The organism is Lichenifustis flavocetrariae, from assembly GCF_026130545.1.
Classification (GTDB): domain Bacteria; phylum Pseudomonadota; class Alphaproteobacteria; order Rhizobiales; family Beijerinckiaceae; genus Lichenihabitans; species Lichenihabitans flavocetrariae.
In genome coordinates this window covers 1-15100 of sequence record NZ_JAMOIM010000026.1, presented here as the reverse complement: position 1 = coordinate 15100, position 15100 = coordinate 1, and the positions used below count along the sequence as shown (strand labels likewise).

At 59.8% G+C, this 15100-nt stretch carries 8 protein-coding genes; 3 read left to right on the top strand and 5 right to left on the bottom strand.

Annotated features, from left to right (window positions below; all coding sequences use genetic code 11):
• Nucleotides 1–85: 85 nt before the first annotated feature.
• Entirely contained in the window at nucleotides 86–1441 is a 1356-nt protein-coding gene (locus tag M8523_RS25970; RefSeq protein WP_282587800.1) for a sulfotransferase family protein, read from the top strand.
• Nucleotides 1384–3435, top strand: a complete 2052-nt coding sequence (locus M8523_RS25965) for a glycosyltransferase (RefSeq protein ID WP_345894302.1) — start codon at nucleotides 1384–1386, stop codon at nucleotides 3433–3435. Before M8523_RS25970 ends, M8523_RS25965 begins: the two co-directional genes overlap by 58 nt.
• 6 nt (nucleotides 3436–3441) lie before the next feature.
• Here the strand turns inward: M8523_RS25965 and M8523_RS25960 are convergent, their stop codons facing one another.
• The gene (locus tag M8523_RS25960) at nucleotides 3442–3777 is read right to left on the bottom strand and encodes a hypothetical protein (protein ID WP_282587798.1); all 336 of its coding nucleotides are present in this window, start codon (nucleotides 3775–3777) and stop codon (nucleotides 3442–3444) included.
• 889 nt (nucleotides 3778–4666) lie between these two features.
• Between M8523_RS25960 and M8523_RS25955 the strand changes: the two genes are divergently transcribed.
• Nucleotides 4667–6577 (top strand): glycosyltransferase family 2 protein, encoded by a 1911-nt coding sequence (locus M8523_RS25955; protein ID WP_282587797.1) that lies wholly within the window; start codon nucleotides 4667–4669, stop codon nucleotides 6575–6577.
• A 99-nt stretch (nucleotides 6578–6676) separates the two neighbouring features.
• Here the strand turns inward: M8523_RS25955 and M8523_RS25950 are convergent, their stop codons facing one another.
• From M8523_RS25950 to M8523_RS25935, 4 genes are all read right to left on the bottom strand, one after another.
• Entirely contained in the window at nucleotides 6677–7714 is a 1038-nt protein-coding gene (locus tag M8523_RS25950; protein WP_282587796.1) for a glycosyltransferase family 2 protein, read from the bottom strand.
• Nucleotides 7715–7889: 175 nt separating this feature from the next.
• Nucleotides 7890–10136 (bottom strand): hypothetical protein, encoded by a 2247-nt coding sequence (locus M8523_RS25945; protein ID WP_282587795.1) that lies wholly within the window; start codon nucleotides 10134–10136, stop codon nucleotides 7890–7892.
• 503 nt (nucleotides 10137–10639) lie between these two features.
• A complete protein-coding gene (locus tag M8523_RS25940) occupies nucleotides 10640–12391 on the bottom strand; it encodes an HAD family hydrolase (RefSeq protein WP_282587794.1) in 1752 nt (583 codons plus the stop codon).
• Between the two features lie 86 nt (nucleotides 12392–12477).
• Nucleotides 12478–14229 carry a glycosyltransferase family 2 protein gene (locus M8523_RS25935; protein WP_282587793.1) on the bottom strand — a complete coding sequence of 584 codons (1752 nt, stop codon included), beginning with the start codon at nucleotides 14227–14229 and terminating at the stop codon, nucleotides 12478–12480.
• Nucleotides 14230–15100: the final 871 nt, after the last annotated feature.

The window sequence follows — 15100 nt, the reverse complement described above, 5'->3', positions numbered from 1 at the left end:
CTCGCTTTGCCAGACACTTGCATCAGTATGTGCGTGCCTTCGTCGAACCGGTGTGCTCGCCTTTTCGTATGAGAAAGTGAAGCAGATGCCGCTTCAAGCGCAGGCCGTGCCATTTTCCCGGAGTCCCCTGCGGGATGGGTCGGGTGCCGGCGGTCCAGATGCCGATACGCCGACGGCTATTTTGATAAGCGGCATGCACCGCAGCGGAACGTCTGCACTGGCCAGGACCTTGTCACTGTTGGGGGCTTCGCTTCCCGAAGATCTCGTTCCTGCGAATGCCGGTAACCCGCACGGGCATTGGGAACCGAGCGGTATGGTGGCGCTCAACGATCGCATGCTCGCCGATGCGGAGTCCGACATCTATAGCGCGGTCGAGATTCACCCGGATTGGTTCACTTCGCCGGCCGCGAAACTTTTCGAAACGGAGGCTGCGGATTTTGCGAGGCGGTCCATTTCGGGTGACATCGTCGTCTTAAAGGATCCCAGAACAGCCTTGCTGGCTCCGATCTGGAACCAAGCTTTGTCCAACTGCGGATATCGCGTGGTGCATGTCATTCCCCTGCGCCACCCCGTCGATGTCGCTGACTCTTTGCGGCGACGTCACCTCAAAGACTTTCCCTATGATGCCTGGGTTTCCCCGCGCGGCGAGGCCGTATGGCTGCGCTATATGCTGGCTTCTATTCGCGGAGCCCAAGGGCATGCCAAGGTCTTTGTGCGCTACAGCGACCTTCTGTCCGATTGGCGTTCGGTTGCGGGGCGGATCAGCAGCGCGATGGGTCGCATGTGGACCCGGGATGTGTCCGACGCATCCGTCGAGGTGCAGACCTTTCTCCATGCAAACGCCAGATCTGACTCCGGGCATGTAAGGAGAGCAAAGTCCTCGACCCCCGACGCGCTAACCACCGAGGATCTCGCCGGAGAGCTCTATCATTGCCTTTGCGACGGGGATGAAACCGGCATCGCGGCCGTTGAGGCCAGCTTTCTTCGGAGGATGGCCGGGACACGCGACCTCATCGTGACGTTGGAAGGTCTGTATCCCGTTGTTTGGCGCTTTTACCAAGAGGCTGAAAGTGCGCAGCAGCGCCTGGGTGCCGCGAGCCTCGCCGAAGCCGACATTCGTGCAAATCTCCAGCGAACCTGGGTGGCACTGACACGAGCCAACAGCGACAAGCTCGCCCTGCAGCAAACAGTCGACTCTCAGGAGGCTCGGATCAGGAGTATCGATGGCGAGCTCGCCCAACACAGGGCGGCGATTGCGGCCGAGCAGGCACGGGCGGCGGCCGACGAAGCCGAGCGAACCCGGTTGGCCGATGCCCTTCAGCGCGCGGAGCTCGGTCTTGGGGCTGCTGAGGTCCGCATTTCGGCCATGGAGCGGTCGACATCGTGGCGTCTCGCTGCCCCGCTGCGCTTGTTCGCCCGCACTTTTCTGGGTCGCTCGTGACCGGCCCATCCCTGCGCATCTGTCTTGTCGCGAGCGAGCTCCTTGGCGCGCATAAGAATGGCGGTATCGGAACGGCCACGACTCACTTGGCGTTGTTCTTGGCCCGATCGGGCCACCGGGTGACGGTTCTCTATACCGGTGCCGCCGCCATAGACTATATGGACGTCTGGCCGAAGCGTTGCATTTCCGCCGGGGTCTCGCTGATCCACCTCGATGCGCGCAGAGGCGAGATGCATCCGGTCTTGTTGCGCGAGACCTGCGTGATCTTCGAACACTTGCGCACCCGCGATGACGACCTGGTGCTGTTCCAGGATTGGGAGGGCCCCGCTTTCAGCAGTATCGTCGCCAAGCGCACGGGGCTTGCCTTCGCGCAGACAGTCCTGGGCATTTTCGCCCATGGACCGACAGCCTGGCTGCTCGGCGCCAACCAGATGCTTGTGCGGGACCAGCGGACGCTGGCGCAGCTTCACACCGAGGGTGAGGCTTTCAGCGGCGCCGACGTTGTGGTGAGCCCATCACGCTATATGCTTGATTGGCTTCGTACATCCGGCCAGGTCCTTCCGCCGAACAGCACTGCCTTGCCGCTGTATCTTTGGTCGGATCCGGAGGACATCGCTCAGGTTGACCCCTCAGGTTTGTCATCCGTCAACACGCTCGCTTTTTTCGGCCGGCTTGAGACCCGCAAGGGCGTCGACCTCTTCCTCGAAGCCATCCTCTCAGAGCAGTTGACGGGGTCCGACTTCGACGTTGTGTTCTTGGGCAAACCAGCTTCCCACACGCCTGACATGATCCGGGGGATCGTCGGGCAGCGTCGCCCGGATCTCCTGCCGCGCATCTCCTTCGAGACGGACCTCGACACGGATGGCGCGCAGCGGTTCCTGCGTGAAAGCGGTGCCTTGGCGGTCATTCCCTCGCTGACGGACAATGCGCCTTGCGTGATCTCGGAGTGCCTTCGAAAGGGCATTCCCTTCTTATCGACGTTGAGCGGTGGCATTCCGGAGCTCATCTCCGCAGTGGATGTCGAGCGGGTGTTGGTTGAGCCTCGTCCGGCCTCCCTCGCCAAGCGGCTGGCCAGCTTGCTGGGCCAGCCGTTCGCGCCGGCGCAAGCGGCTTACCATGAGCCCGAGGTGGCTCGGAGCTGGCTGAGCTGGCTCGATGGCTTGCCGCGTCCGAGGCGCACGCCTGTCTCCGACGCCAAGGCGGAGCGACGCCACGAAGATCGCATTGCCGTGATCGTCACCCACTACGAACGGCCCGTGCTCCTGAATCAAGCTTTGGAAGCGCTGGCGGCTCAGACCTACACCGACTTTGATTTGATCCTGGTCGACGACGGCAGTCCATCGCTTGAAGCGGAGCGAGGTCTTGCGGCGGCAGAAAACCGTCTGTGGCCGTTTCGCCTCAAAGTGATGCGCGAAACCAACCGCTATCTTGGCGCGGCTCGCAATGCCGGATTGCGAAGCACGGATGCGGAGCGCCTCATCTTCATGGACGATGACAACCTCGCCTTTCCCGACCTGGTTGAAACCCTTGATCGTGCGATGACGATGAGCCAAGCCGACATCGTGACATGCCAGATGGCCTTGTTCCGCAATCCGCTGCATCCTGCGGATCCGGCCGAGCTTCTCACGACGGACCGGTGGGGGTTTCTCGGCGGCCCACTCGAACTCGGACTTTCGATCAATTGTTTCGGCGATGCCACCGGGATCTATCGTCGCGAGGTTTTCGAGGGGATCGGTCCCTTCCATGAGGAGCACGGGGTGGGTTTCGAAGATTGGCATCTTCACGCCAGAGCCGCGCTCGCAGGGTTCAAAACAGTCTCGCTGCCTGTCCCGCTCTTTTGGTATCGGCGGCTGCCTACGGGGATGTCAGTCTCGACCAACCTCTTCGCCAACACGGCGAAGATCTGGCGTGCTTACGCCGATCAGCTCCCACCAGGCTTGCAACGCTTGGTCGATCTGTCCGTGCGCAACGCTCTCACGGGAGATCTCGCCTAAACTGGCCTATTCGCCGAACAGATCGCTATTGTCGTTGTCGTCATCGGACGCGCTTACGATCGCCCTGGCCTGCAGTGCATCGTCGATCTCCGCGAAGACATGATCCACCTCTCCAGGACGCATCGCTTCCACGGGAGAGTACACAGGAGAAAAACTGCTGCCTTTGGTCGCGTCAGACTGAGCCCTGTCCAGAGCATCAAGGTCGTCCAGCAGCGCCAAGGCGGCTCCGTCGATCGCTTTGATCCAAGTTCGATAAAGGTCTTGAGCAGTCCGAAAAGATGTGCTGCTCCGGTCAGAAAAATCTTCTACATCCGCACAGGCCGCGTCGAACTCGCTCTTCAACCGACGCAGATGGTCCCGATAGGCTGGCGTAATCAGCGGGGGTCCCTCATAAAATCGCCACGCTCGACGACAGGATTACCGAAGAAGTTGACGTGAACCGACTCTGCCCACTCACATCTTGGACGACCAGTACGTCGACCAACCGATCCTTGGACATCTCTAGATTTTCCTAGCCCTGCTTACATCCTTCGGCAAGTGTAAGCGTGATCCGCGGACGGCGACGGGCATGCGGCCTTGAGTCTGTTGATTGTCGACCCACTCGGTTGATGGACCCGTTTTTTCGCCGGGACAGCTATGGATTTTCGCGGTCTGTGAGACTTGAAGACAATCAGACACAAATTTCCGTTCACGATCCCGAACCCAGGAAAAACTCGATCGCTGATGACACGAGCGGGTCCCAACGAAAGCAAAGCCCGAAAATGGGGACGAACAGAACGTGTGTGGCAGCCCCGGCACGGTGGTCGCAGCTTGTCCGGAAAGGTCTATCGAGGCATTCGTTTCTGCATTATGCACGAAAGAGCGAGCGCGTGAGCTTAGCTAGCCCGGTCATGAGGGACATTTGCAAGAGCGAAGTGGATTTAGGTTGCCCCATGGTGATGTCAAACACTTCGAGTCATCGGCGCTCGTCGGCCCTTCGGTTCGTGCTCCATCGGTGGAACTTCGTCGTGTCTCCACGCCGGAGAGGACCGGCATGGTTCCGCTTGACGAACACGAATCGGGTCGGCCTCCCGCGGTAAGCGCCAGCCCGCGCGTTCAAGCGACGATGTCATCAAAAGCGTCCAAGGTCGCCCATCGCACGACGAATGGTGGTGTCATGCGGCGGATCATGAGGGTGGTGCAAACAGTCTGGGAAGCTCGAAACCAGCCTCATTCGACCCACAAGGGGTGGATGCGCTTGCTGTATTGGCTGCTCACCCCGCATCGACTGCCGATGCGCCTGCAGATCCTGCGGCGAATGAATCGGCGCAATCGAATTGGGGTTTGGACGAACATTCAGCGGATCATGTTGAATGCGCCCACCGTTTCACCACGGGATCGCACGAACGACCAAGCCTACGGCCGCTGGGTGAAACAACTGGATCGGCTGACCGCCGCCGATCGCGGGGCGATCAAAGAGCATGTGGCTCGGTTGGAGTATCGACCGAAGATCTCCATCATCGTTCCGGTCTACAATACGCCGGAGTCCGTCTTGACCAGCACGGTGCAATCCGTGTTCGACCAGCTCTACCCTGATTGGGAACTCTGCATTGTCGACGACGGCTCGACAGAACCTCATATCGCCAAGCTGTTTGATCGTTTCGCTGAAGCCGATGCGCGCGTAAAGCACTTGCATCGGCAAGAGAACGGGCACATCGCGGCGGCTTCGAACAGCGCATTGGGGCTCGCCACGGGGGCATTCGTGGCTCTGCTCGATCATGACGATCTGCTTGCCGAGCAGGCACTTTATGAGATCGCGGTCGAACTCAATGTGCATCCGGCCGCCGATATCGTCTTCAGCGACGAGGACAAGATCGACGAGAACGGGCGCCGTTACGACCCCTATTTCAAGTCCGATTTCAGCCTGGACCTTCTGCTCGGCCAGAACATGTTCAACCACCTGACGGTGTATCGGAAATCGCTGGTCGACAGTGTCGGCGGATTTCGTCCGGGCTTTGAGGGCAGTCAGGATTACGATCTTGCGCTCCGTATCGTGGCCATGACGACGCCGGAGAAGATCCGGCATATTCCGGCCGTGCTCTACCACTGGCGTCAAACCAGCGGCGGCGAGTCGTTTTCTCAGGCCTATCTTGACCGCTGCATCCAATCAGCCCAGCGGGCCGTGGCCGAATTTCTGAACCGAGACGGAGCGAACCCGATCGCGACGGTCGGTCGTGTGTCTGAACACGTCCCCTGGAACCGTGTCCGCTGGGTCCTTTGTCAGCCGGAACCTCTCGTCAGCATCCTCATCCCGACGCGAGATCGCGCGGATCTGATGCGGCAATGCCTGGAGGGCTTGCTCAAACGGACGGCCTATGGGCGATTCGAAGTCATCATCGTCGACAATGGCAGCGTCGAGAGGGAGACGCATGACTTGTTCGCTGAGCTGACTTTGGACCCAAGGGTACGCGTCTTGTCGCAAGCCGGGCCGTTCAACTACTCGGCTTTGAACAACGCGGCCGCCCGTGAGGCACAAGGCGAGATCTTGTTGCTTTTGAACAACGACATCGACGTCATCAAACCAGACTGGCTTTTGGAAATGGTCAGCCTACTGCAGCGGGCCGACGTGGGGGTCGTCGGCGCCAAGCTCATCTATGCCGACACACGTATCCAACACGCCGGTGTGAGACTTGGGGCAGGAACTTTTGAGGGTGGCCCGGGCATCGCCGGCCATTTCGGGTGGTTTCAGGACCGTGACGATCTCGGCTATTTCGGCTCCCTGGCGCTAGCCCGGGACGTCAGTGCGGTGACGGGCGCCTGTCTGGCCGTGCGACGCAACCTCTACGAGCAGGTAGGTGGACTTGAGGCGGATCATCTCGGGGTCGCGTTCAACGATATCGATCTGTGTCTCAAGGTCCGGGCGGCCGGCTATAAAGTGATCTGGACACCATTTGCCGAGCTGTACCATCTGGAATCGGCTTCGCGCGGATCGGATCTCGCGGGGGAAAAAATGGACCGCTTCCACGGCGAGTGCCGATTTATGCGGGACAAATGGGGTGACCTGCTTCAGCGCGATCCGTTCTACAACCCCGCTTTTGATAATTACGACAATGATTACCGCTTATCCTTCCAGCCGCAGCGACAAAAACCTTGGAAGGTCTAGCCGCAGTCCCGCCCGTTTAAACCTTGGCGTCACATTGCTGAGCGAGATCTTGCAATCGCCAATCTGCATGCCGGCACGTCAAAGTTCGTCTCATCCCGCTCACTGGTGATCCTTCGGGAGCGGCAGTCCCATGACTCGTCGAACGAGCAAGAGAGCCTGCGGGAACGTGACCAGCCTGCCAAACCAGCGGAACGACATAAACAACACCGCAGTTTTCACGGCCCAACGCTTGCGCGCGGACGCATAGGGTAGGACCAACCTTTGCAGCTCTTCCAAAGTCTGAGCGACCCGTGCATCGTCCCGGCTTTGCACGGCCCGGACATACTCGCCCAACAGGCTTACGGTGAAGCGGGGCACGATCGCTACCGAGGCTAAGGTTCCGCTGTCGGCCTCAACTGAACCAAACCGCTCAAGAAGCTTGTTGGCATAGATCATCCGCGATCGCGACATTGACGGAAGCGACGTCGCCGAGGTGCTGTGGATGCACCACATCGACAAAGGGCGATCCACATAAGCATGTTCGAAGCCGGCCGCGAACATTCTGAGGAAGAGGTCATCATCCTCATAGCCGGATAGTCTTTCATCAAATCCCCCCACCGCGTCGAACGCCCACCGGGCCACGAGCGAGGCCGAGGGAAGAATGAACATGTCCCTGGCCAAACATTCACGGATCGATGTCTTCGGATGCGGTCCCGGCCGAGAGTTCAGGAAGTTCGCTGTCTTCAACTGTCCATGAAGATCACCATGGTCCAGGTTTGAATAGCTCCACGCAAGCGTGTCCTGATCGGCGAAGGGCTTCGACAATTCCGCAATGTGTTCGGGGTACCACAGGTCGTCCTGATCAAGAAAGGCGATCAGCGACGATGACGATTTGGCAACGCCCAGATTGCGAGCGGAGGACTGTCCTCCATTGGGCTTCCGTAGGATCCGGAGTGGGAAATGGTTGGACAAGCTCTCGGCAACCGAGACCCCCTTGTCCGTGGAACCATCATCAACGACAAGCACCTCGTTAGGGCGCTGCGTCTGCGAAAGAACACTCTTCAGCGCCCTCTCTATAAAATGCTCGCCATTGTAGAGTGCAATAACGGCAGCAGTATTGTTTTGGCTACGCTTATCGGATACGTTATCTTTCATCATATATGCACTGAAACTCAGAATTGAGCGTGTGAAATCTCGGCTTCATCAGACTATCGCGCTTTCCGAAAATAGCCGAATCTCAATCTAGATTCTAATTGTTCCATTTGTTCCAGACCTTCCGTCGTGTTCGATCTCGATCGCACCCGGATGAAGCACATCCCTCGAAAGGAGGGCTTCAGCCCCCTCCTCCATCCTTATGCAGTACGATGACGGGCTTTCCACAGGCCGCAGCCCCATCTTGGCTATCCTGGACGACCCGCAGGGTGATGGCTCCCTTCAAGGCCTGCAGATTGAGCTGGGATACAAATCCTGCTTTAGTGGGATGCTGCAGTTTGAAGTATGCATCGACGTCGGGCCGGGCCAATCGGTCAGCTGGGGAATAAAAAGTAGGGCCTCCTTCAGGCGTCATCGAGACCCGCAGCCGACCTCCGTCTTGCCCCTTAGCTGATGAAACCAGACCCCACCCGCTCGCTGTGGCGGTGGAACCCGTGATTGTGATGGGAGCGCCGTCTACCCTCTTGTTGCCCACGAAGTCGATCACGCAATCCCCGGCGGTCGGCAAATCGCCAGAAGGGGTTCCTGGATCCAGATGCCCGAGCGCGACCTCGTCCACTCCAGCGTCAGGCTGAACGAGCAGCGGAGCCAACCTCAGTTCAAAGTTCGATCCCCATGAGCCGAAACCGGAGCCTTGGCGCACCGAAATCGACGTCACACGGTTCATGGCCAAGGGATCGGCGGAGGTTGAACGCAGGGCTACGAAATTGGCGACGGACGTCACGGAAGGTGACATCAGGAAACCGGCGCTCGCCATGCCGGCTATCAACCGGTAGTCTTTCGTCTGACCATCGGTCGTGGTCACCGACATGGTGAGCGGTGGAAGCTTGTACAAAATTGACGCGAGACTTCCGAGAAGCGTGGGGTGAAACGTCATGGTCGCCCACACGAACGGTGCCGTCAGCGGCACCTGGACAGGCTTACCGAACGCGAAGGAGCCGCTCGTCATCACAGCCCCGATCGAGGCCGGCGAGGCGCCGTTGATGCGGTCAAGAACGGCGTATCCCTTCGCGAATGATCGAAAACGATATTGGCCCAATAGAGCCGGCCAGCTCGGCCCGTCCTCCAGGGCCGGATAGCGATTGTCGATCGGCTCGTGAGCAAAAAATATAGTCTGAGGTGCTTGCGGCCCGGTCAGATGATCGGCGTTGAGTTGCGCAAGCCGCGGAGTATAGGCTGAATAACTCTGAAAGATCGGGCGAGGGTCATAGTCCCTGTCCGATGCCAGGACGGCGCTTTGGCTGTTCGAGTAAAGGTCCACTGTCCCGGTGGTGGGCGGGAGGGCCACGTCGGCCGCTATCCGGGCTTTCCGTTCCTCGAACGATCGGCGGTATGCGTCGGGATCGGCGATTGTCGCCGCGACGGCACTCGAAGCACGCCGCAACTCTTCTACAGCGTTTGCCAGCTGAGCAGCGGGGTTGACCGGGAAATAATGGGCACTGATGAACGCCCAGCCGGCGACGCCTACGACGAACCCGGCGCCTCTCGCCAAATCGGCAGAGTAGAGAAAGAGTAGAAAACTCACCAATAACAGGGTCGAGGAGGCGATGACGGCATGGCCATCGTGTCTGACAAACCCGGCCTTGAAGGCGACGAAAAGAATGAGCGCTGCGGCCAGCGTCGGCATGATGGGAGCGCGCCGCGGGACAATCTGGGCGACGATCAGCGCAACAGAGGCGGCGATGTAGACGTAGATCTCGCGGGAATTCCCGCGATCCGACATGGCATCCGTGTAGCCCGTGGCTATAGCGAACACACCCCGTAGATAGGCAGGCAGATCAGATAGGTGCTGACCGACCGTAAGCCAGACGGCGATCACGGATGCAATTGCCGCGCAGGGGACTGCCAGGGCCTCGACCAGACTTCGGCGCGCGATCACGAGCGACGCCGCGCCGATCGAACCGACAAGCGGGATCATCATGGTTCCCTTGACCAGAAGTAACGGGCCAAGCACGACCGAGAGAGCCAGGACGGCGACACTTCGCCAGCGCTCGCCACCGCGCGACCCTTCAGCCATCGGGACAACCAACCAAGGGAGGGTCAGAAAGAAGGCGTCAACGAGGGTGAAGTTGCTGAATATGAAGGGAAGCAAGAGGACGAGAAGGCGGAAGCGCGGGCGCGTTATCACAATGGCGCACAGGCAGAACGTCGTTACAAGAACAGCGTTCAGTATGAAAACCTCACCTCGTTGGCTGGGCAGGAAGACATGTGAGTACAGAGAAGACAAAGGTCCAAAGGTGAAGATTACCTCTCGCCCGAAGGCCCGATGGTGTTCAGCCGCATCGGCAAGCACATAGCCCCAAGAAGCATCAAGACCCGTCTCGGGGAGAATCCCATCAAGAGGCACCAGGATAAGGATGGATGCCACACTAACCGCGACGGCTATGCAGAGATCTCTAAAAAGAGCCGAGGTTAGCCTTGAACGCCGGCCCTTAGCGTCTAGCCGCTTTGCAATATCAAACATCATCGAATGCTAGGTTCCTCGGCTATGCCGCCTTTAGCTTGCTTAAGGGACCTTCAATCGCCTAGGCAGGTTTTCATTAACCGCTACCCATCTTCATTTCCGCAGCATCCCCTGCAGGAAGCTGAATTGCTATCGTAAACCCTCACTGATTTGAAGAGGTTAGCCCACGGAATAAGAGACTACCACTCGCATCCAGGCATCGCGGAGCGTTGAAATCGGACATTGAGTTGAAAGCCGCTGACCGCGCAGCATTCGCTCCAAAGCGGCTGCCGGAGTGTCGGACCCGGAAGAGGCTGGGGACGAAGAGTCTCATCGGGAAGCTCTCCCACCAATACCGGCGACGAAGTCTCGGCCAAAAGAAACTTGCGTGCCGGGCACGCCGACCACAACGAGCGATATCGGCATGCTTAAGGCAGGTAGTCGCGCACGCGCATCACCCGATTGCGGGTGCTGCCCCAACAGTCGAAATTCTGGATGTCGTTGATGAGATGCAAATCTCGATCCCGGGCCGTGACGAGATCGAGGAAGGGCGTGACCGTGTCGAGCGGCCATGGCACAAAATCTGCCGCGCGGCAGATCTCTCGGAAGCGCCCGGCAAATTCTTGCGCGCCCGCGACCATGTCCTCGCTGGCCTGGCGCGTGTCGGTGACGTCACCGCGCCCCCTGTCCTCGACGAAGGTGATGTGGCCCGCGGCATCGGCGTCGTAGCCGATGACCGCGTCATGCGGGGCCGAGAAGAACAGTTCGGCCATGGTGCGGTTTAAGTAGATGTCGTCGACCACTTGGCGCGACAGCGTCTTGCTGGTGATCATCGCCTGCATGTTCATTGTCGCCTGTCGCCGAAGGCAATCGGGCATGTCGGTCAAGCAGAAGTAATAGCCCGTGACGTCGATGTTCAGCATGCCCTTGACGGTGAGCTCGAAGGCTTCCTGGGTCGTGCCGTTCCAGCCGATGTCGACGAGGCCGAGATGCATGCCGGACCGGATCTCGAGCGAATGGAGATACTGGAAGAGGCCGCGCCTGTTTCGCCGGCAGACCTTCAGGATCTCCGAGCGAGTCGCCGCGATCAGATCCCGTACCGACTTGACATTAGCGTCCGAAACCACCGAGTCGGGCTTGAACCCCAGGTCGGACAGGACCCAATCCGCTGGAGGAGCGACGCCGATGCGGTCGAAGAGTTCCGAAGGCGACAGGCCGTAGGCACCACTCACCAGAAAGTCGATGGAGGTGTCGAAATTGCCCTCGTTCATGTTTGAGAGGATGAAGGCCGTGCGCGATCCCTTGAAGTAGACATGCCGCGGCAGCAGAGCGGGGTCCTCCTGCTCGGCCAATCGGTGAAGGATATAACCGTCGCGTGAGACGAACAGCAGAAGGTCGATGCCGTCCGCGAGCGCGCGCTGTTCGATCCAATGCAGGAAACCGACGGCGGCGGGACCGCCATAGTGAAAGCCGAGCTCGTAGAACGTTCCTCCCACAATGTCCTTCTCGTGGATCTTCGCGACGGCGCTGGCCAACGAGGCGGAGGGAGTCGAACGAGGGAGCGGGCGGTAGAAGCGTGAAGAAACGTAATGGAAGATGCTGAACCCGGCTTCCCTCGCCCGTAGCACGTCAGAGACCGGATTGTCGCCAATATGGAGAATGCGGCTTGGCGGCAGTCCGAGGTCTCGCGCCACGATGGCGAACAGCTCGCCGTGATCCCGCTTCGTCGCGTTCCTGTCCGATGAGATGAACATCGGGACTTCAGGAAGGCCGTGGCGTCGCAGCAAATCCTGGAAAAACGCCACCGGCATGTACATGTCGGAGGTGAGGACGACGGACCGCTGCTGCGCCACCAGGCTCGAAAACAGGTTGATGATCTCGGGATTCGGCAACGTGAGCGCGAGTTCGAGATCGTATTCGGCTTGCTGCATGATCGCTGCTGGCACCGGCAGCTCGTCGAAGCCGGCGTAGATGCCCGCGAGCGTGATCTCACGACCACCCTCCTGGTGCATGCGGGCGAATGCGCGTTGCTGGGCCTGACGCCTCAGGGCTCGGAAGTCCGGGATGCCGAACTTCGCGCCCAGCATGTCGAAAGCGTCCTCGGGATCCTGGAGGGGACGGACAAACAGCGTATCGAACACGTCGAAGGAGACAGCTGCCGCGTCAGCGATGCTATCCATCAGGATCGTCGGGAGCCGTGGTTCGGCCAGAAAGGCAGTCTGCATGTGAAATGAAAATTCAGTCTGTCGGGTTGGATGTTCGAGAACTAGGCCGCAGGCAGGTCGAAATGCGTGCTCGTCGCGCTCAAATTAGGGCTGTGGAAGGGATCACGCATGAAATGCTGTGGGCATTCCTGGTAGAGGCGCGCCCGCTCCCGCTCCAAGCGCCTCGTCTTTTCAAGCGAATGGGCATCCAATCCGCGCGAATGCGACTCGTAGTGGATCAGCTCGACCGAAGGGCACACGACATTGTAGAAGCCGCGGTCCCGCAGATCGAAGCAGAGCTTGACATCGTTGTAGGCGATCGGGAAGCCTTCGTCGAAGCCACCGACGGCGTCGAACTTGCGTCGCTCGATCATCATGCAGGCGCCCGTCACCGCCGCCCAGTTCCACTCCAGCAAATTGCGCATGAAATATCCGGGGTCGTCGGCAGCCATGTTGTGGAATGCGTGGGTCGGGCCGTCGTCGAGGTTGAGGACACCATTGTGCTGGATCCGACGTGTTCCGGGGTAGAGCAGCTTGGCTCCGACAGCGCCGATATGCGCCAGCTGCGCATATCCACCCATGCGGTCGAGCCAGTCTTCGGACATCACCTCCGTGTCGTCGTTGAGGAAGAGAAGAAGGTCGCCGGCCGCGTGCCGGACTCCGGCATTGTTGATCTCGGAATAATTGAAAGGCTTGCGATGGACGTGGACGCGGGTCTTCGGCTGGCGCTCCAGTTTTCGCAGGACCGCAAAGGCGTCGGCCTCCGTAGAGCCGTTGTCCATGACGATGATCTCGAACTGCGCGTAGCGCGTCCTCTCGTAGATCGACTGGATGCACCGCTCCAGCACGACGGCATTGTTCTTGGTCGGGATGATGATGGAGATCGTCGGCGTGTGGCGCAGAGCGTAGTTCACCCGGAAGTAGACCGGCATCTGAGCGACCGGCTCGACGGTGCCGGGCAATCCGCGGCGGTGCAGGGCAGCTTCGCGGGCACGGCGGGATGCGTCGATGGCGTAGGGCTTTGCGTTCATATCCGCGGCCACCGATGCCGGGATGATGCGCCAATGGTAGAGAATCTTTGGAATGTGCGCGATGCGGTCGGTTTTCTCGACCAATCGCAGCACGAAATCGTAGTCCTGCGACCCGTCGAACTCGCTCCGCAACCCACCCACGACGTCCAATATCGCCCGCCGCACGCACATGACGTGGCACGTGAACATCGTGCTCATCATGGTGTCGGGAGACCAATCCGGCTTAAAGAAAGGTTGGATATAACCGCCGTCCGTGTCGATCTTGTCTTCGTCGCTGTAGATGAAGTCGGGATCCTGCCTTGCGATGCAGAGGGCGAGCTCATGAAGGCAGTCGGCCGTGAGCTCGTCGTCGTGGTCGAGGAAGACGACGAAGTCGCCCGTCGCCAGATCGAGGGCCGCATTCGTCGCGGCCGAAATGCCGCCGTTCCGGGCCTGACGTTCGACACGGATGCGCGGGTCGCTGAGTTGGGCGAGTGCGACCCGTGTCCGCTCATCCGGACTGGCGTCGTCCACGATGATCAACTCCCAATCAGCATGCCATTGCACCAGCACGGAGGCCACCATGCGGTCCAGCAAGTCAGGCTCGGTGTTGTAAACCGGAACCACGATGGAGAACTTGATTTTATGGGTTGCCGGCGAGAAAGCGTCGGGGCCGCGATCCGGTCGACGCGGCGGAATATAGACATACCGGCCGCGAGCGCTTTCGAACGCGTATTTACCGTTGCGATCGACCGTTTGGCGGGGGTTCTGCTTTCCATTCGGCAACGGATTGAACGCGATCACAGCGCGACGATTCTTGTGCGACAGGTCTGCTGGCGGCGGCGTAATAGCTGTCCGCGATCCTGTTTCCAAGTCGCTCGACCGATCCAGCCGCAGTCCTTGCGGGCCGGCTAGCGAGGCAACAGATGCAGGCTGAGTGAATCCAATCTGATCGGGCCCGTTTTGCTCAATGGCGTTCCATCGCGAGGCGAGGTGAGGCGTGATCGCCCACCAAGCACCCTTTGCGCTGTGACGCAGCAATGCTCGCGCGGGAAGCGGGAGTCGGCGCAAAAGATCTTGGAGCACACCCGCCGCGCGTGAGATCGTCCCCGTCCGCAGCGCTTGATTTTGCATTCTTTCCGCTTCAAGCGCGGCAGAAAGGACCAGGTTGGCGGTTTTGATCTCCGCAAGATCATCGCGCAACTGCCGTTCGACAGACCGAAGATCAATCAAGGTCGCTTCGAGCAGTTCTGACGTTATTTCCGTCGCATCGAGTTTCGCCGCAAGCTGCTCGCGCAGCCTTCCGGTACCCGCAGGCTCTGCCGAGTCGTCTGCCAAACGACACCCCTTCAATTCCGCTCTAGTGACCCAAATTGGGCCTTGTAAGGGGTTTCCCGCCCAGCGGTCCAGTCTTATGCGGAAGATCGTGTCACCGCTCGCCGGCATGACGGACCCTGTCGCCAAAAGCGTTTCAAGCTCACCATCATGAGCGACACCCGGGTGGCACGGCTGTCGGCAGTACGAACAGTCCCGGCGTTCCGGCATGAAGGGGTTGCGCCATTGGCTTGTGCGTTACTGTGGCGTGTTAGGGATGTTGTCTACGGGAACCAGCCTGCGCACGCCGGTAGGTTTCCGCTAGGGTAAACTTGCGTTATGGCTGGGCCGGAGGGCTCGC